The organism is Microbacterium sp. GW821-FHT01D02 (assembly GCF_059422585.1).
Genome location: NZ_JBWKXB010000002.1, coordinates 347768 through 363760, shown reverse-complemented (window position 1 = coordinate 363760; position 15993 = coordinate 347768). Strand labels below are relative to the sequence as shown.

Sequence of the window (15993 nt, the reverse complement as noted above, 5' to 3'; positions counted from 1 at the left end):
GTGTCAGCTGCCGGCGAGCTGCTGGTCCAGGTCCTGGATCGCGCGCATCATGCCGAGCAGCGACTCGGACATGTCGTTGATGCCGTCGACAGCGGTCTTCAGACCCGTCGTCAGCTCCGTGTAGCCCTCACCGAACTTCCCCGACGCGTGCTGCGTCTTGAAGTCCTCACCCAGCAGGGTGTCCACCTGACCCTTCAGCGTGTCCAGCTGACCCTGAATGTCATCACGAGCCTGCGACAGCGACGACGCCACCTGCTCCATCTCTGCATAAGACGCACCGAAATCGGCCATCGTCCACACCTCCGGAAATCGAGAGAACCGGACCCCTCCGGCCCGAATACACCCCACACTACGGAACCCCACCCCACACCGTCGATGGGGACAACTCCCCATCGAGTGGAGAGCGGCCCTCGCGAGAGCTCCGCCCGATCGGTCAGAGCTTCCCGCGGCTGTTCTTCCGCTGCGCCAGGAGCTGTTCTTCCGCTGCGCCAGGAATCGAGCGTCCGTGTCAGCGCCGGACGAAGGCCGAACGGATCCGCACCCACAGCGGGTCGGCCTCGGAAAGACCGGAGACGAGATGCATCACGCCGCCGATCTGGCCGATCCCGGCCACCAGGGCGATCAGGCCGACGACGGCCGACGCCGCCGTCATCGAGGTGACCTGCTCGTTCAGATCGCGGACGAACAGCGCGATGCCGCCGACGGCGATCAGCAGCGCGAGGGCGGCGGAGACGAGGCGCACGAAGACCCGCGGCTCGAAATTCACCGTGCGCGCCCCGAGCCACCCGCCCGCGCGACGCTGCCGGCCTCCTGTCGTGTACGGCACCCGGAGCCACCACGACGCGGCGGACAGGAGCCGTCGCCCGCTCCACCACAGCGCGACCAGGAGACCAGCGCCGGCGAGCCCGACGATCGCCGCGATCACGATCACCACCAGATCGACCGCAGCCGGCGACCCCCCGAGCATCCGCACGGCTTCGATCATTCCCGCCACGACGAAGGCGCCGCCGATCGCCAGCACGAAGCCGAGCAGGCCGAGGCCCCATCGCGACCAGCGCTCGAAGTCGGAGCGCAGCGCGGCGGCGGCGCGATCCGCGTCCAGGGGCCGGGCGTCCGGCGTGCGGGCCGCATCGATGAAGGGACGCGACTCGGGTCGGATCAGCGCAAATGCCATGGACTCAGGTTATTCGCCGTCCAGGGGCGCCTCGAACCGTGCGCCCTCGGGGAGCTGCGGTTCGACGCCCTCGGGCAGGTACTGCGTCATCGAGAGCGCGAAGGCAGTCAGCACCGCGAGCTCCTGACGCTGTTCGGCATCCGAGCACATCCCCATGATGAGCACCGTGCCGGCATCGTCGGGGAGCCGGATCTCGCCGACGGTCATCACCGCATCGACGCCGCCCTGCGACAGGGCCCCGCTCGAGACCGTGCCGACCCGACCGTCCGGCGAGGTGAACGTCTCGGCGGTGCTGTCCTCGCCGAACCGTCCCAGCGGGAGGAGCCGATGCAGTGCCACGGAGTCCGCCACCTCGTCGGCTGTCGTGGCCACGACGTGCGTGCAGAGGAACGACACGGCCGGCCGTTCGCCGAGGACGATCGAGACCCCGGCGAAGTCGAACGGGACGTCGGAGAACGTGCGCACCCCGGCGTGGAATCCCTCGGTGATCGCCGTGCGCGCCTCGTCGGGGAGCCAGCCCTCGCCGCTCTCCAGATAGCGTTCGATCCACTCGTCCGGCGACCGGTCGCCGAGGGCGCGGAACTCGATCCAGCCCTGCGGCATCCGCTGCCACACCCGATGCCGGGTCTGCGATGCGGCGGTCACAGCTCGTCGTCCGTCTTCGGGCCTTCGCCGCGGATCGTGTTCGAGGCCCGCTCGGCGAGGTTCTGCCAGGGACCGCCGAGGCTCTCGACGAAGCTCTGACCGTTGTCGTGCGCATCCTTCGCGGACGACATCATCCAGTAGGTGTTCGCCACCATGTTGCTCATGTTGATGTTGAGAGTGACGGCCAGCGTTCCCGCGGCGGTGCCACCACCGGCGAGTGCCGGCGTCATGCGCTGGATCGAGGGGATCAGCACCGCACCACCCGGGCCGATCAGCGACTTCGCGGCGGCACCGAGCGCGCCACCCGCGAGCAGTCCGAGCGCACCGACCGCGAAGTCCGTCCAGGACCCCCGGCCGGTGAGGGCCTGGAGGCCGTCGATGGCGACGAGGGCGATCGACATGATCAGAGCGACCGTGCCGAGGACGGGGAAGAAGATCGAGAGGATCGCGATGATCGGGAGCGCCGCCCGGAGGATGTCCTCCAGGATCGGCACGACGTTGTCCATGAGCCACTCGCCGGCGTCCGCCAGCCAGTTGCCCGCTCCTTCGAGGAAGTTGGAGAATGCGTTGCCCTTGTAGGCGCTGAGCGTCTCGCTCGCGCCGACCAGCTGCTCCGCGGCGACGGCCGCATCCGAGTCGACCTCGCTCTTGAGCCGGTGGGCCGCGGCGATGACGTCGTCGAGGTCGCCCTGTGCGGTCGCGAGCGCGGTCGTCGCCGCCGAGAGCGCATCCGGGTCGGCGTCGTCGGCGTCGGCCGCATCAGCGGCCTTCGACTTCGCGGTGGCCTTGCTGTTGACCGTCGCGGCGGCGGCGGCCGCCTGCTCCTCGAGGGCGCGCGCCCGCGTCTGGTAGCCGGAGAGCTGAGTGGCCCAGGTGCCGAGGGCGTCCCGGGAGGTGCGCAGCGCCGATCCCGTGTCGATCAGGTGGGGGCGGAAGTCCTCGCTCATCGCCGAGCGGAAGGCGACGGCCGCCTCACCGGTCCAGGCGGCGTCATCGTCGCCGTTGAGCATCGCCAGCGCGTCTTCGACGCTGTCACAGCCGGACGAGAGCCCGGTGACGAACACCTCGAGCTGCCCGACGTCGCCGGGTGCGGGGTCGAAACCCAGAGCGGGGAAGGCGCTCACGATGCTCCCCCTTCCGGTTCCATGCTCGCGGCGAGCTCGGAGTCGAGTCCGCGGAACGCCTCGAGGATGCCCTGCAGCCCCTTGCCGGCGTCTTCCGCGTAACGCCCGAGCTTGTCGAGACCGCCGCCCCAGGAGTCGTGCAGATCGTCGAGACGCCGACGCAGCTCCTCCTGCGGCACCGCGGCACCGGAGACGGAACCGAGTCCGCTCGTCGCCGCGTCCAGAGACGAGCGCATGTTCGCGTACGCGGTCCGGCTCGCCTCCATGGCGGCGTAGTCGATACTCACATCAGGCATGGTTCCCCCTCAGTCGGGTCGAGAGGGACGACGGCTCTCGGCCGTCGTCCCTCTCGATACTGCGTGTCAGCTGCCGGCGAGCTGCTGGTCCAGGTCCTGGATCGCGCGCATCATGCCGAGCAGCGACTCGGACATGTCGTTGATGCCGTCGACAGCGGTCTTCAGACCCGTCGTCAGCTCCGTGTACCCCTCACCGAACTTCCCCGACGCGTGCTGCGTCTTGAAGTCCTCACCCAGCAGGGTGTCCACCTGACCCTTCAGCGTGTCCAGCTGACCCTGAATGTCATCACGAGCCTGCGACAGCGACGACGCCACCTGCTCCATCTCTGCATAAGACGCACCGAAATCGGCCATCGTCCACACCTCCGGAAATCGAGAGAACCGGACCCCTCCGGCCCGAATACACCCCACACTACGGAACCCCACCCCACACCGTCGATGGGGACAACTCCCCATCGAGCGTCGACCGATGACGGGTGCGGTGTCGGCGTCGCGAATGTGCCCAGGACACGCCGTCGACGGGCCGCGCGAAGCCCACGCACAGCGGCCGGGAGTAGCGTGGGGACGATCATGAAGGTCATCTCGTACAACCTCCAGAAGCACCGGGCGGCCGGCGAACTCGCGGCCCTGGTGCGCGAACACGACCCCGACATCCTGTGCCTGCAGGAGTGCGACGTGCCGGAGCTCCCGCGCGAGATCGGCGATCTCGTGCTCGCGGATGCGACGCAGGGCAACCGTCTGGGGCTCGCGCTCTTCTACCGGTCGAGCACCTACCACCTGCAGGCGTTCCGTGCGCTCGGACTGAAGAAGTCGCTGCACGACCGCATCGCGAAGCCGGCCCACGAGCGCGTGCTGGGCGCCCGGCTGCGCGACATCGACGACGGACAGGACTTCATCGTCGCGTCGTTCCACGCCGCACCGCTGACCGCGCTGAACTCGCTGCGACGCCACCAGATCCGCGCCGCGCTCACGGAGCTCGCGACCCTCGGGGAGGGGCTGCCGCAGCTGATGGTCGGCGACTACAACTACCCGGTGTTCAAGGAGAACCTCGGTCAGGCCGTGCGCGATCACGGGTATGCGCTCTCGCTCAGCGACGACCACACCTACACGCGCTACCGCGTGTTCCGCGGGCACTACGATTTCGCGACGTCGACCGGATTCGAGATCGAGCGCATCACGACCCTGCCGCAGGGGGCGAGCGACCACCGTCCGATCCTCGTGACGGTCAAGCCCGACTGAGTCTTCGGTTTGGGCATACGGCTCCCGGTGGCGTATGATCTCCCTTTGGTGCCTTTCTCTGTCCGCAGAGGAGGGGCATCGTCCGAACGTGAGCCCTCCACTGGCGTGTTCCGATTCTCGACCGGCTCGATGAGCTGGAGATGAAGAACCACCCCGGAGTGGGATTCACGAACTCCTCCGTTCGACACAAGAAAGCAGCACTATCGTGACGCGCACTTACACCCCCAAGGCTGGCGAAGTCCAGCGCGACTGGGTCGTCATCGACGCCACCGACGTCGTTCTCGGCCGTCTGGCTTCGCACGCCGCTACGCTCCTGCGTGGCAAGCACAAGCCGACCTTCGCCAACCACATCGACTCGGGTGACTTCGTCATCATCGTGAACGCAGAGAAGGTCGCGCTCACCGGTCAGAAGCTCCAGAAGAAGCTGGCCTACCGCCACTCCGGTTACCCGGGCGGCCTGAAGTCGGTCACCTACGCCGAGCTCCTCGAGAAGAACCCGGTCCGCGCTGTGGAGAAGGCCATCCGTGGCATGCTCCCCAAGAACAGCCTCGGCCGCCAGCAGCTGTCCAAGCTCAAGGTGTACGTCGGTGCCGAGCACCCGCACGCCGCTCAGCAGCCCCAGCCGTACACCCTCGACCAGGTCGCCCAGTAAGCGCCGTAAGACTTAAGGACATACTCGTGGCTGACATCCAGGACACCACCGAAACCCCCCAGAACTTCTCGACGTCGACTCCCGAGACCGACGTGGTCGAGGCGGCTCCCCGCCCCGTCCTCAGCGTCCCGGGTGCCGCTGTCGGCCGTCGCAAGCAGGCCATCGCCCGCGTGCGCATCGTCCCCGGCTCGGGCACGATCACGGTCAACGGCCGCACGATCGAGGACTACTTCCCGAACAAGCTGCACCAGCAGCTGATCAACGACCCGTTCACGGTGCTCAACCTCGCCGGCGCGTACGACGTCATCGCACGCATCTCCGGTGGTGGCCCCTCGGGTCAGGCCGGTGCACTGCGCCTCGGCATCGCTCGTTCGCTGAACGGCATCGACGAGGAGAACAACCGTCCGACCCTGAAGAAGGCCGGCTTCCTCTCGCGCGACGCTCGCGTCAAGGAGCGCAAGAAGGCTGGACTCAAGAAGGCCCGTAAGGCGCCTCAGTACTCGAAGCGTTAAGGTCAACTGCTCCGATGCCGATCTTTGGCACGGACGGTGTGCGAGGACTCGCCAATGGCGTCCTCACCGCCGACCTGGCGCTCACCCTGGCCCAGGCGACTGCTGTCGTCCTGGGCCAGGGCCGTACTGCGGAGGCTCGCAAGGCCGAAGGCAAGCGACTCACCGCAGTGGTCGCCCGGGACCCTCGGGTCTCCGGACACTTCATCGCCGCGGCCGTCGCCGCTGGTCTCGCCTCCTCCGGAGTCGACGTGCTCGAGGCGGGGGTCATCCCGACGCCCGCGCTCGCGTTCCTCGTCGCCGACCGTGACGCCGACTTCGGCGTGATGATCTCGGCGTCGCACAACGCCGCACCCGACAACGGGATCAAGATCTTCGCGCGCGGGGGCCGCAAGCTCCCCGACGTGGTCGAGCAGCGCATCGAAGAGGCGCTGCATGGCGACATGCTGCGCCCCACCGGTGCCGGCGTCGGCCGCATCGACCGGTTCTCCGACGCCGAGGACCGCTACGTGGTGCACCTGCTCGGTTCGCTGCCGAACCGTCTCGACGGCATCCACGTGGTCCTCGACTGCGCGCACGGCGCGGCATCCGGCGTCTCCCCGGAGACGTTCCGCGACGCGGGCGCCGAGGTCACCGTCATCGGTGCCGACCCCGACGGCTGGAACATCAACGACGGAGTGGGCTCCACCCACCTCGACAACCTCGCCGAGGCCGTCGTGCGTCTGGGCGCCGACATCGGCATCGCCCACGACGGCGACGCTGACCGCTGCCTGGCCGTCGACGCCGCGGGCAAGGTCATCGACGGCGACCAGATCATGGCGATCCTCGCGGTGTCGATGAAGGAGCGCGGTCATCTGACCGACGACACCCTCGTCGCCACCGTGATGAGCAACCTCGGTCTGCACGTCGCGATGCGCGAGCACGGCATCACCGTGCGGCAGACCGCCGTCGGCGACCGTTACGTGCTCGAGGACATGAACGAGGGCGGCTACGCGCTCGGTGGTGAGCAGTCCGGTCACGTCATCATGAGCGAGTACGCCACCACGGGTGACGGCATCCTCACCGGCCTCCACCTGGTGGCCGAGATGGCGCGGCAGAAGAAGACGATCGCCGAGCTCGCCTCGGTGATGACGGTCTATCCGCAGGTGCTGATCAACGTCCGCGACGTCGACAAGGATCGCGTATCCGACGACGAGGTCGTGCAGCAGGCCGTCCGCGACGTCGAGGCCGAACTCGGCGACAGCGGCCGCGTGCTGCTGCGCAAGTCCGGCACGGAGCCGCTGGTGCGGGTCATGGTCGAGGCCGCCGACGCGGAGTCGGTGCACGCCTACGCCGGTCGTCTCGCGGAGGTCGTCCAGGAGCGCCTGGCCCTCTGACGGTCGCAGGAACTCGAAACCGGCCGGTCGCTGATCTCAGCGGCCGGCCGGTTCTCTGTCTGCGGACGGACGCCGGAGACGAGTCGTCAGGGGGCCGCGCAGATCCGGTATCCGCCGCTTTCGACGAGCGTCTCGGTCGTGCACGGCACGGTGGTGAGCCGGGGCACGTCGGCCATGGCCGGGGCGTCGAAGAGGCCGAGGTGCGCACCGGTCAGCACGATCGGAGCGACCGCGTATCCCCAGGGATCCGCCGCCAGCCACTCGACGTCGTTCTCGACGACCCAGTCCGTGAGCGGCTCGACGGCGACACGCTGACTCTGCAGCGTGGTGTGGGGCCCGTACGTCGACACCACGTGGCCCACGGCACCGGCGGTGATGACGGCGGCCAGCGCGGAGGCGGCGGTGATGCCGATGACACGCACTCCGCTGCGCCGCGGCAGGACGGCGACGGCCCACAGGGCGACGGCGGCGATGACGGGGAAGAACGCCAGGATGCCGGGTGCCGGGTGCCGCACCCACAGCGGCAGGCGGGAGGCGGTCGCCCACCAGCCCACGAAGGTGAGCGCACCCACGAGCGCCGCTAGGGCGTAGGCGATGACCAGGCGGTCCGCCGCGCTCGCGTCACGCCAGCGGAGCACGATGCCGGTGATCGCGAGAGCGAGGGCGATGACCGCTCCGATCACCGCGATGACAGCGGGCAGCGACCACGAGTCGGCCAGGGTGCCGAGCTTCTGCAGCACCGTGGTCGCGGCGTCGCCCTGACCGCCGCTGAGGACGAAGCGTGCGAGGTCGCGCAGGTGCTGCACATAGGAGAGCCCGAGCGACAGCAGCGCGCCCAGCTCGAGGAGCAGCGTCGGAACGGCGACCAGCAGGAGGGGGAGCCAGGACCGGCGGAGGGTGTCGCGCACGCGTGCCCAGCCGCTGCCGTCGGAGAGCACCCAGAGAGCGATGGCGAACGCCGGCAGGGCGAGGGCCGCGATGAGCTTCGCCTGGATCGCGAACCCGACGAGGAGCCCGGCCAGCCATGCGCGACGGGGGAGGAGGATGAGCGCCCACACGATGAGCGCGGCCGCGGGGATCTCACCCAGCAGGTCGGCGGGACCCTGGATGGGGGACACCCCGGCGTCGGCGGTGAACGCGAGCGGGACGGCGACCGCGAGGAGCGCGGCCCAGCGTCCGCCGATGCGTCGACCGAGCACCGCGAGTCCGGCGAGCAGCGCGACCCAGAAGGCCAAGGGGACGAGCCGGGCAGCCAGCACCGGGTCCATGCCGGTGGCGAGCAGCGCGGCGACCGGCAGGAGCACGACCGGGCCGGTGGAGATGCGCGGGTCGAAGGGCGTGATGGTCGAGCCGGAGAGCGCGCCGTCACTGGAGTATCCGAGCCCGGCGAGGAGGTTGCGCGGGACGGTGAGGTTGAACGCCTCGTCCTCCCAGAAGCGCCACACCACGAGGCTGTGCCACGCGACGATGACGTGCCCGATCAGCAGGGCCGCCGCGGCCGCCCAGAACAGGATCGTGCGGGTGCGTGTCATCGCGTGGCGGGCTCCGGTCGGCGGATGTTGCGCAGCGGTGCGGCGGGCCGCAGGGAGAGCGTCCAGGCCTCGACCAGGGCGACGCGCACGAACCGGCGCAGACGCTTCGGGGGCAGTGTCACGGCGTTGCCGCGTCCCCACATCGTGCCCGTGCTCGACTCGCCTCGTCGCGGGATGCTGGCGACGCGCAGGTAGCGGACCGTGAAGCCGGCCCGCGCCTCGGCGAGGGAGAAGTGCACGTGCGGCACCGACGCATCGGCCGGGGTCGCGTCGACGAGCACGCGCAGCGCTGCGGGACGGTAGGCACGCAGAGGAGTGTTCACGTCGGGGATGCGGCGCCCCGCAGCGACCGCGATGAGCAGACCGACCGCGCCCGTGAGCACCTTGCGGTACCAGGGGTCGGTGCGACCGTCGCGCACGCCGTGCACGACGTCGGCGTCCGCCTGCAGGAGCGCGGCGATCAGACGCGGGAAGTCGCTGCCGTGGAACTGGCCGTCGCCGTCGACGTGGACGAGCACCTCGGGGTCGACGGCGAGGCCCGCGCGGTAGGCCGCGAGAGCCGTCGGACCATGGCCGCGGTTGAGCGGCTGCACCTCGACGGTCACATCCGACACGTCGTCGAACACCGTGGCCGTGGCATCCGTCGAGCGATCGTCGGCGATGTGGAAGCTGACGCGGTCGGCCAGCGGAGACACCTGGTCCCGGACCTCGTCGATGAAGCCGCGGATGCCCTCGACCTCGTTGAAGGCGGGCATCACGACGGCGAGGTGGCGGAGAGTCACGGGGTCCTTGAGGTGGCGGGGCGCGGGGAGATCAGCAAGTAGCCTAGTTGAGCCATGAACCCTCCCTCTCGACTGCGCCGCCTCGCCGGCGTGGGCAGCCGCTTCCTCGTCGTCGGCGCCCTGAGCACCCTCATCGAGGTCGGGGTCTTCAACCTTCTGGTCTACGTGTGGGGATGGGACGTCGTCGCGGCCAAGATCGTCGCCTCGCTGGTCGCGCTCGTGAACGCCTACATCGGGAACCGGGAGTGGACCTTCCGTCACCGTGACCGTCGCGGACGCGTGTCCGAGATGGTGCTGTTCCTCGTGACGAACGCCGTCTGCACCGCGATCGGCGCGGCTCTCGTCTGGGTCGGCGTCGAGATCGTGACCGTCATGCTCGACCGGCAGCCGGGCGCGGTCGCCGTCAACATCGTCAACCTGACGAGCATCGTGATCGTCGTGCTGCTGCGATTCGTGCTCTATCACGGCATCGTCTTCCGGGTGTCGCCCACCAAGTAGCGGGGCGGGAACGGACGGGTCAGGCCCGTACCTTCGCGCGCTTCCTGGCGCTCTTCGGCTTCTTGGCGCTCTTCGTCCGCTTCTGGTGGGTCGAGGAGTCGCCGTCGGCGTCGTGGGTCGACCCGTAGGTGTAGGCGCCGTAGCCGTAACTGTCGGGGCCCTTCGTCGGGAGCATCGTGACGACCACTCCGAGCATCGGCACGCCGGCGTTCTCGAGAGCGCGGAGCGCACCCGACAGCTCCTGCTTCTTCGTCTTGCCGGAGGCGGCGGCGAGGATGACTCCGCGGGTCTTGCCGCCCACCACGGCGGCATCCGTCACCAGCAGCAGCGGCGGCGCGTCGATGAGGACGTAGTCGAAGTAGTCGCCGAGCGACTTCAGGACCTGATCCATCGCGGCGGAGCCCAGCAGCTCGCTCGGGTTCGGCGGCACCTGGCCGCTGGGAAGCACGTAGAGGTCGTTGGTGCCCCACTTCTGCAGCGCGTCCGCGACGTCCACACGGCCGATGAGCACGTCGGTCAGTCCGACCCCGCCCTCGATGCCCAGGTAGTCGGCCACGCGGGGCAGACGCAGGTCGCCGTCGAGCAGAGCGACACGCGCGCCGGTCTCGGCGAGGGCGATGGCGAGGTTGGCGGTGGTCGTCGACTTGCCCTCACCCGGGCCCGCGCTGGAGACGACGAAGATCCGCGGACCGGAGTCGAGGTTCAGGAACTGCAGGTTGGTGCGCAGGCTGCGGAAGGACTCCGCGCGCGGGCTGCGCGGATCGGCGTGCACGATCAGCGGGCGCTTGGGAGCGTCCGGATCGAAGGCGATGCCACCCAGCACCGGGCTGTCGGTCAGCGTCTCGATGTCGTGGAGGGTGTGGATGCGGTTGTCGAGCACGGTCCGCAGCATCGCGATCCCGGCGCCCAGGGCCAGGCCGATGACACCGCCCAGGACGATCAGCAGTCGCACGTTCGGGCTGGTCGGGGTGGAGGAGGCCACGGCGGGTTCGGTCACGGTGATCCGCACCGGGCTGACGGCGTCTTCGGTCGCGGGCTGCTCGAGCGTCTTCTGCACCGCGTCCTGGAAGCTCGACGCCACGGCGTTGGCGATGGCGGCCGCCTGCTCGGGGTCGCCGTCGGTCACGCTGATGTCGATCAGCACCGTGTTGAGGGGCGTTGTGGCGGCGATGCGTCCGCTCAGACCCGAGACGGAGTCATCGAGATCGAGCTGCTCGATCACCGGTTCCAGCACCAGCGCGGTGCCGACGACGTCGACGTAGCTCGTCACCATCTGCCGGGCGAACGTCGTGCCCTGCACGAGGTCTCCGGTGGCGGCCCCCTCGGTGCGGACCGAGACGTACAGCTGCGTCGAGGCGACGTACTTCGGCTGCTGGAGCGCGGCGTAGCCGGCACCTCCGGCGAGACCGAGGATCAGCAGGACCACCATCAGGATCCAGTTCCGATGCAGCACACGCACATAGTCGCGAAGTTCCACGCGGCGATTCCCCCTGAAGCAAAGCGGCCTCAACCGGAAGGGGGCGAGTCGCGAAGATGATGTCCCGGTATTCTTCCACAGCGGCAGGGGGACGACCGGCCGCTGCGTGTGTTCAGCGCGCCGCGGTCTCCGCCGGTGCCGCGAGGTACGCGCTCGCGGGGCGTGGCGACGGATCCTTCGTGAGCACGGTCCCGAGCACGCGGGCCCCGACCGACTCGATGCTCTTCGCCGCGTCCGCCAGACGGTTCGCCTGCGTGGAGCCGGCGGCGGCGATCAGGATCGCCCCCGTGGTGATGCGGGCGATGACCGCCGCGTCTGTCACGAGCAGAAGCGGGGGTGCATCGACGATGATCACGTCGAACGCCGACGAGAGCGTGCTGATGAGGCGCTCCATCGCGGGGGATCCCAGCAGCTCGGCCGGGTTCGGCGGCACGGTGCCCGACGGGAGCAGGAACAGCGTGCTGCGCCCCCAGCGCTGGAGGACATCGTTGAGCTCGGCGCGCTCGACGAGCACGTCGCTGAGGCCGACGCCGCCCTCGATGCCGAAGTACTCGGCGACGCGCGGGAGGCGGAGATCGCCGTCGATCAGGGCGACGCGCTGACCCGCATCGGCGAAGGCGAGGGCGAGGTTGGCCGCGGTCGTCGACTTGCCCTCTCCGGGGCCGGAGCTGGTCACCACGAAGACGCCCTGACCGTCCTGGAAGAAGAACCGGACGTTCGTGCGCAGGCTGCGGAACGCTTCGGCGCGGGGGCTGCGGGGCGCGGAGCTGACGGCGAGGGGATGATCGACGGTGTCGGCATCCAGGGGGATCTTCCCGAGCACGGGCACCGGTACGGCGGCCTCGACGTCGGCGGGGACGCGCACGCGGCGGTCGAGCGCCGCCCGCAGCAGAGCGAGTCCGAGTCCGGCAGCGAGGCCGAGGAGAGCGCCGAGCGTGAGCGAGAGCTGCAGATTCGGGGCGACCGGCTTCGTCGGCACCTGCGCGGGCTCGAGAGTCACGATCCGGATCGCGAAGGCCGCTTCCTGCTCGCGCTTCTCCAGCGTGCCGGTGACCGTCGTCGCGAAGCTCTCGGCGACGGCGTTGGCGACGCGGGCGGCCTGGCCGGGGTTGCGATCGTCGACCGTGATCGTGATGATCGCGTTGTTCAGCGCCGCGGTGGCCCTGATGCCGGACGGGGTGGCGGGCAGACCCAGCTCCTCGACGACGGGATCGAGCACGAGCGAGCTGGTGATGATCGTGCGGTACGTCTCCACCGCCTGATTGGCATACCCGGTCGCGAGCGAGCGCTCGGCGGGCGTCGCCGTGTCGGCCACCTGCACGGCGACCATCACCTCGGTGGACGCCTGGTAACGCGGGGGAGTGAGCATCGCGACGAGTGCGCCCGTGGACAGACCGATCACGACACCGGCGACGATGATGACGATCTGCCGACGGAAGACCCGAAGGTAGTCGTGGACGTCCATAGCTCTCCATCGTGGTCCGGGCGATCGGCGGTATCGTCTCCTGAGACTACCGATTCTCCCGAAGGCGACATGACGGCACTGAGCGATCTCTTCCCGGACGGCCCGCGCTCCGGCGACGGCACCGCGGTGCTCGACGATCACCACACCGCGTGGCGGCTGCGCGAGACGATCGGCGAGCCCCGCAGACACGACGCGTCGGCGCTGCCCCTCGCCGACACGCGCGAGCTCGCACGCATGGTCGACGCGGCAGCCCGCACCGCGCTCCCGCTCGCCGCGGATGCCGGTGCGACCGAGCGTCCGCCCCGTCGCCCGCGTCGACGGCTCGATGCCCTGACGCTGTCCGCGGCGGCGGTGGCCGTGATCGCGCTGGTCACGGCCGGGACCGTCGGAAGCATCCAGATGGCCACGGCTAGTCCGGCGTCGAGCGCGCTGGCGTCGTTGAAGGCCGACGAGGCGGCCGTGCAGAACGCCTACCAGTCGCTGAAGACCGCCCAGGAGCGCCTGGTCGCCGACGTCGAGGTGCAGACCGCCGAGGTCGCGCAGCTCCGGAGCGCGCTGACCTCGACGAGCACCGCACCTGATCCCGCGGGTGCGCCCGACGACATGACGATCTCCGTCTCCGATGAGGCCGCGCGTGCGACCGCGCTCGCCGCGCTGGACACCTACGCCGCCGGACTCGCGTCGCTCAGCGTTCCCGAGCTGCCCGCGGAGTACGTGCGCCAGAAGATCGACGAGGACTCGCTCGTCCAGGTCGGCGGTGCGATCGACGACGTGCAGGAGCGCCTGGTCACCCTGGACGACGCGACGGCGGAGGCGCGGGCACTGCGCACGCAGCTCGACGCGCTCCGGCCCCCGGCGGATGCGGCGGTGAGGAGCGCCTATGCGGCCTCGTTCGTGCCCGCAGCCGAGGCCGCCGTCGTCCGCTATCCCGACGGCGAGGAGCCTCTGCGCACGGCCCTCACCGCCGCGGCCGCACGGATCGCCGCGGCAGACCTGTGGGGGACCGAAGGGCGCGCGGCGCTGGCCGCCTACCGTGACGCGTTCGTCGCGCTGGCCACCGACCAGCTGCGGGTGGAGATCGAGCGCGAGCAGAGCGAGGAGTCCGGCCCGTCGCAGTGGCCGCAGGACAACGGCACGCAGAGTCCGCCGTCGGACGGCTCGACCGGTCAGAACCCGGGCACCCCGGTGAACCCGGGCACGCCGGTGAACCCCGGCACCCCCGTCGACCCGGTCGATCCGGTGACGCCTCCGGACGAGGGCGGAACCCCATAACGCACGGACCTTCTCGTTCCCTGTGAGAACATGGCTGAAGGGGAGTGTGAAAGTCTGAGGGGGCTTCTGATCTTGAATCAGCAGGACGGATACATCGATGTGTCGACCGGTGGTATACCAATACTTCCCGAAGTGTCGGTAGAGCAGCGACGACGCCGCAGGCTCGCGGCCGTGGTCGATGGGCTCGCCTGGAGCTTCGGAGTGACGCTCGCGATCGCGCTGCGCTTCGAGTTCGTCATGGACGCGCAGGGGTGGATCTCGACGATCGCGCTCGCCCTCGTGGCCGGCGTGATCCAGGTCGTCGTCGGGTACGCGACGACGCTGTACCGCGGCCGCTTCACCTACGGCTCCTTCGACGAGGTCCGCGCCGTGGCGCTGATCGTCGTGCTCGAGGCCGTCTTCCTCTCCCTGATCGTCATCCCGCTCGGGCCGCTCATCGGCATCCCGCGCGGCACCCTGCTCCTGGCGTTCCCGTTCGTGCTCCTGCTGATGTTCGGGGTGCGCTACCTGGCGCGGCTCCTCATCGAGCGTGCCCGAAAGCCCGGCGAGGACGCCGAGCCCGCGCTGATCTTCGGCGCGGGCTTCCTCGCCGACAAGCTGCTCGCCAACATCACGACCGATCCCTCGTCGCCGATCCGCGCGGTCGGCCTGCTCGACGACGACCCGGACAAGCGTAATCTGCACCTGCGGGGCGTTCCGGTCCTGGGCACCACGCGCGATGTCGCGGCCGCCGCCCAGCGCACCGGCGCACGCCTCGCCGTGATCGCGATCCCCCGTGCCGACAGCGCGCTGCTGCGCGACCTCAGCGACCGGGCGGAAGCCGCGGGCCTCCGTGTCGCGGTCACCCCGACCTTCGCCACCCTGGCGTCGGGCGAGGAGGCCGTCACCGACGTGCGCGACATCAGCATCGAGGATTTGATCGGCCGGCACCCCGTCGACACCAACGTCGAGCTGATCGCCGGGTACATCACGGGGCGGCGCGTGCTCGTGACCGGAGCGGGCGGATCCATCGGCTCCGAACTGTGCCGACAGCTGGCGAAGTACGGTCCGACCGAGCTGATCATGGTCGATCGCGACGAGACCGGTCTGCAGGTCGCCCAGCTGGGGACCGCGGGTCACGGACTGCTCGACACGAACGACGTCGTGCTCGCCGACATCCGCGACGTCGAGACCCTCGACCGGATCTTCGACGAGCGTCGGCCCGAGGTGATCTTCCACGCCGCCGCGCTGAAGCATCTGCCGATGCTCGAGCAGTATCCCGACGAGGCGTGGAAGACCAACGTCATCGGCACGCTGAACGTGATCAACGCCGCGCGTCGCGTGGGTGTCACGACCTTCGTGAACATCTCCACCGACAAGGCCGCCAACCCCACGAGCGTGCTCGGGCATTCGAAGCGCGTCGCCGAGAAGCTTACCGCCTGGGCCGGCGAGGAATCCGGGATGCGATACCTCTCGGTGCGATTCGGCAACGTGATCGGCAGCCGCGGGTCCATGCTGCCGACCTTCCAGCGGCTGATCGCGGAGGGGCGCCCGATCACGGTCACCCACCCCGAGGCGACGCGGTACTTCATGACCATCCCCGAGGCCTGCCAGCTGGTCGTCCAGGCGGGCGGCATCGGTCGTGCCGGCGAGGTCCTGATCCTCGACATGGGCGAGCCGGTCTCGATCCTCGAGGTCGCCAAGCGCATGATCGCGATGTCGGGCAAGAGCGTCGAGATCGTCTTCACGGGACTCCGCCGCGGCGAGAAGCTGCATGAGGTCCTCGTCGGTTCGCAGGAGAACCTCGAGCGGCCGTTCCACCCGAAGGTCTCGCACACGAAGGCCGACGTGATCACGCCGGACCGGCTCGACAAGGCGGGGTGGGAAGCCCGGATGATGTCCGTCCCGCGGGACAATGACACCGCCATCATCGAGCGGGTCCGCCTCGACGCTCCGGAGACGCAGAAGTGACA

The 15993-nt window shown here is 69.6% G+C and carries 17 protein-coding genes; 7 read left to right on the top strand and 10 right to left on the bottom strand.

Features of this window, described 5'->3' with window-relative positions; all coding sequences use genetic code 11:
* Positions 1–3: 3 nt before the first annotated feature.
* From AC07VM_RS10510 to AC07VM_RS10485, 6 genes are all read right to left on the bottom strand, one after another.
* Positions 4–291, bottom strand: a complete 288-nt coding sequence (locus tag AC07VM_RS10510) for a WXG100 family type VII secretion target (protein WP_028501988.1) — start codon at positions 289–291, stop codon at positions 4–6.
* A gap of 217 nt (positions 292–508) precedes the next feature.
* A complete protein-coding gene (locus AC07VM_RS10505; protein ID WP_494911086.1) occupies positions 509–1174 on the bottom strand; it encodes a hypothetical protein in 666 nt (221 codons plus the stop codon).
* Between the two features lie 9 nt (positions 1175–1183).
* Positions 1184–1819, bottom strand: a complete 636-nt coding sequence (locus AC07VM_RS10500) for a hypothetical protein (RefSeq protein ID WP_494911085.1) — start codon at positions 1817–1819, stop codon at positions 1184–1186.
* Positions 1816–2943, bottom strand: a complete 1128-nt coding sequence (locus AC07VM_RS10495; protein ID WP_494911084.1) for a hypothetical protein — start codon at positions 2941–2943, stop codon at positions 1816–1818. The genes AC07VM_RS10500 and AC07VM_RS10495 overlap by 4 nt, the downstream gene beginning before the upstream one ends.
* Positions 2940–3239, bottom strand: coding sequence for a hypothetical protein (locus tag AC07VM_RS10490; RefSeq protein WP_267417514.1), 300 nt, complete (start codon positions 3237–3239; stop codon positions 2940–2942). Before AC07VM_RS10490 ends, AC07VM_RS10495 begins: the two co-directional genes overlap by 4 nt.
* A 66-nt stretch (positions 3240–3305) precedes the next feature.
* Complete coding sequence (locus AC07VM_RS10485) at positions 3306–3593, bottom strand: WXG100 family type VII secretion target (RefSeq protein WP_028501988.1); 288 nt, start codon at positions 3591–3593, stop codon at positions 3306–3308.
* 216 nt (positions 3594–3809) lie between these two features.
* Between AC07VM_RS10485 and AC07VM_RS10480 the strand changes: the two genes are divergently transcribed.
* From AC07VM_RS10480 to glmM, 4 genes are all read left to right on the top strand, one after another.
* Positions 3810–4478: an endonuclease/exonuclease/phosphatase family protein gene (locus AC07VM_RS10480; RefSeq protein WP_494911082.1), complete on the top strand. Its 669-nt coding sequence runs from the start codon at positions 3810–3812 to the stop codon at positions 4476–4478.
* 205 nt (positions 4479–4683) lie between these two features.
* Entirely contained in the window at positions 4684–5130 is a 447-nt protein-coding gene (gene rplM / locus AC07VM_RS10475; protein WP_102194388.1) for a 50S ribosomal protein L13, read from the top strand.
* 26 nt (positions 5131–5156) lie between these two features.
* Complete coding sequence (gene rpsI, locus AC07VM_RS10470) at positions 5157–5642, top strand: 30S ribosomal protein S9 (RefSeq protein ID WP_017828210.1); 486 nt, start codon at positions 5157–5159, stop codon at positions 5640–5642.
* A gap of 14 nt (positions 5643–5656) precedes the next feature.
* Positions 5657–7015, top strand: a complete 1359-nt coding sequence (glmM, locus tag AC07VM_RS10465) for a phosphoglucosamine mutase (protein ID WP_494911081.1) — start codon at positions 5657–5659, stop codon at positions 7013–7015.
* Between the two features lie 86 nt (positions 7016–7101).
* Here the strand turns inward: glmM and AC07VM_RS10460 are convergent, their stop codons facing one another.
* Both AC07VM_RS10460 and AC07VM_RS10455 read right to left on the bottom strand, forming a co-directional pair.
* On the bottom strand, positions 7102–8547 hold the full coding sequence (locus AC07VM_RS10460; RefSeq protein WP_494911080.1) for a glycosyltransferase family protein: 1446 nt from the start codon (positions 8545–8547) through the stop codon (positions 7102–7104).
* Positions 8544–9329, bottom strand: coding sequence for a glycosyltransferase family 2 protein (locus tag AC07VM_RS10455; RefSeq protein WP_494911079.1), 786 nt, complete (start codon positions 9327–9329; stop codon positions 8544–8546). Before AC07VM_RS10455 ends, AC07VM_RS10460 begins: the two co-directional genes overlap by 4 nt.
* Before the next feature lie 54 nt (positions 9330–9383).
* Here AC07VM_RS10455 and AC07VM_RS10450 point away from each other — a divergent pair, with 54 nt between their 5' ends.
* Positions 9384–9827: a GtrA family protein gene (locus AC07VM_RS10450; RefSeq protein WP_494911078.1), complete on the top strand. Its 444-nt coding sequence runs from the start codon at positions 9384–9386 to the stop codon at positions 9825–9827.
* Between the two features lie 19 nt (positions 9828–9846).
* Here AC07VM_RS10450 and AC07VM_RS10445 read toward each other — a convergent pair whose 3' ends face one another.
* Positions 9847–11304: a tyrosine-protein kinase domain-containing protein gene (locus AC07VM_RS10445; RefSeq protein ID WP_494911077.1), complete on the bottom strand. Its 1458-nt coding sequence runs from the start codon at positions 11302–11304 to the stop codon at positions 9847–9849.
* A gap of 112 nt (positions 11305–11416) precedes the next feature.
* Positions 11417–12769 carry a tyrosine-protein kinase domain-containing protein gene (locus tag AC07VM_RS10440; protein ID WP_494911076.1) on the bottom strand — a complete coding sequence of 451 codons (1353 nt, stop codon included), beginning with the start codon at positions 12767–12769 and terminating at the stop codon, positions 11417–11419.
* Positions 12770–12838: 69 nt separating this feature from the next.
* Between AC07VM_RS10440 and AC07VM_RS10435 the strand changes: the two genes are divergently transcribed.
* Both AC07VM_RS10435 and AC07VM_RS10430 read left to right on the top strand, forming a co-directional pair.
* Complete coding sequence (locus AC07VM_RS10435) at positions 12839–14041, top strand: hypothetical protein (RefSeq protein ID WP_494911075.1); 1203 nt, start codon at positions 12839–12841, stop codon at positions 14039–14041.
* 132 nt (positions 14042–14173) lie between these two features.
* On the top strand, positions 14174–15991 hold the full coding sequence (locus AC07VM_RS10430) for a polysaccharide biosynthesis protein (protein ID WP_494911074.1): 1818 nt from the start codon (positions 14174–14176) through the stop codon (positions 15989–15991).
* Positions 15992–15993 lie beyond the last annotated feature (2 nt).

Excerpts from the sequence above, each read along its gene's own strand:
- AC07VM_RS10510 (WP_028501988.1), bottom strand. The coding sequence starts at position 291 with ATGGCCGATTTCGGTGCGTCTTATGCAGAGATGGAGCAGGTGGCGTCG.
- AC07VM_RS10505 (WP_494911086.1), bottom strand. The coding sequence starts at position 1,174 with ATGGCATTTGCGCTGATCCGACCCGAGTCGCGTCCCTTCATCGATGCG.
- AC07VM_RS10490 (WP_267417514.1), bottom strand. The coding sequence starts at position 3,239 with ATGCCTGATGTGAGTATCGACTACGCCGCCATGGAGGCGAGCCGGACC.
- AC07VM_RS10485 (WP_028501988.1), bottom strand. The coding sequence starts at position 3,593 with ATGGCCGATTTCGGTGCGTCTTATGCAGAGATGGAGCAGGTGGCGTCG.
- AC07VM_RS10480 (WP_494911082.1), top strand. The coding sequence starts at position 3,810 with ATGAAGGTCATCTCGTACAACCTCCAGAAGCACCGGGCGGCCGGCGAA.
- glmM (WP_494911081.1), top strand. The coding sequence starts at position 5,657 with ATGCCGATCTTTGGCACGGACGGTGTGCGAGGACTCGCCAATGGCGTC.
- AC07VM_RS10460 (WP_494911080.1), bottom strand. The coding sequence starts at position 8,547 with ATGACACGCACCCGCACGATCCTGTTCTGGGCGGCCGCGGCGGCCCTG.
- AC07VM_RS10450 (WP_494911078.1), top strand. The coding sequence starts at position 9,384 with ATGAACCCTCCCTCTCGACTGCGCCGCCTCGCCGGCGTGGGCAGCCGC.
- AC07VM_RS10440 (WP_494911076.1), bottom strand. The coding sequence starts at position 12,769 with ATGGACGTCCACGACTACCTTCGGGTCTTCCGTCGGCAGATCGTCATC.
- AC07VM_RS10435 (WP_494911075.1), top strand. The coding sequence starts at position 12,839 with ATGACGGCACTGAGCGATCTCTTCCCGGACGGCCCGCGCTCCGGCGAC.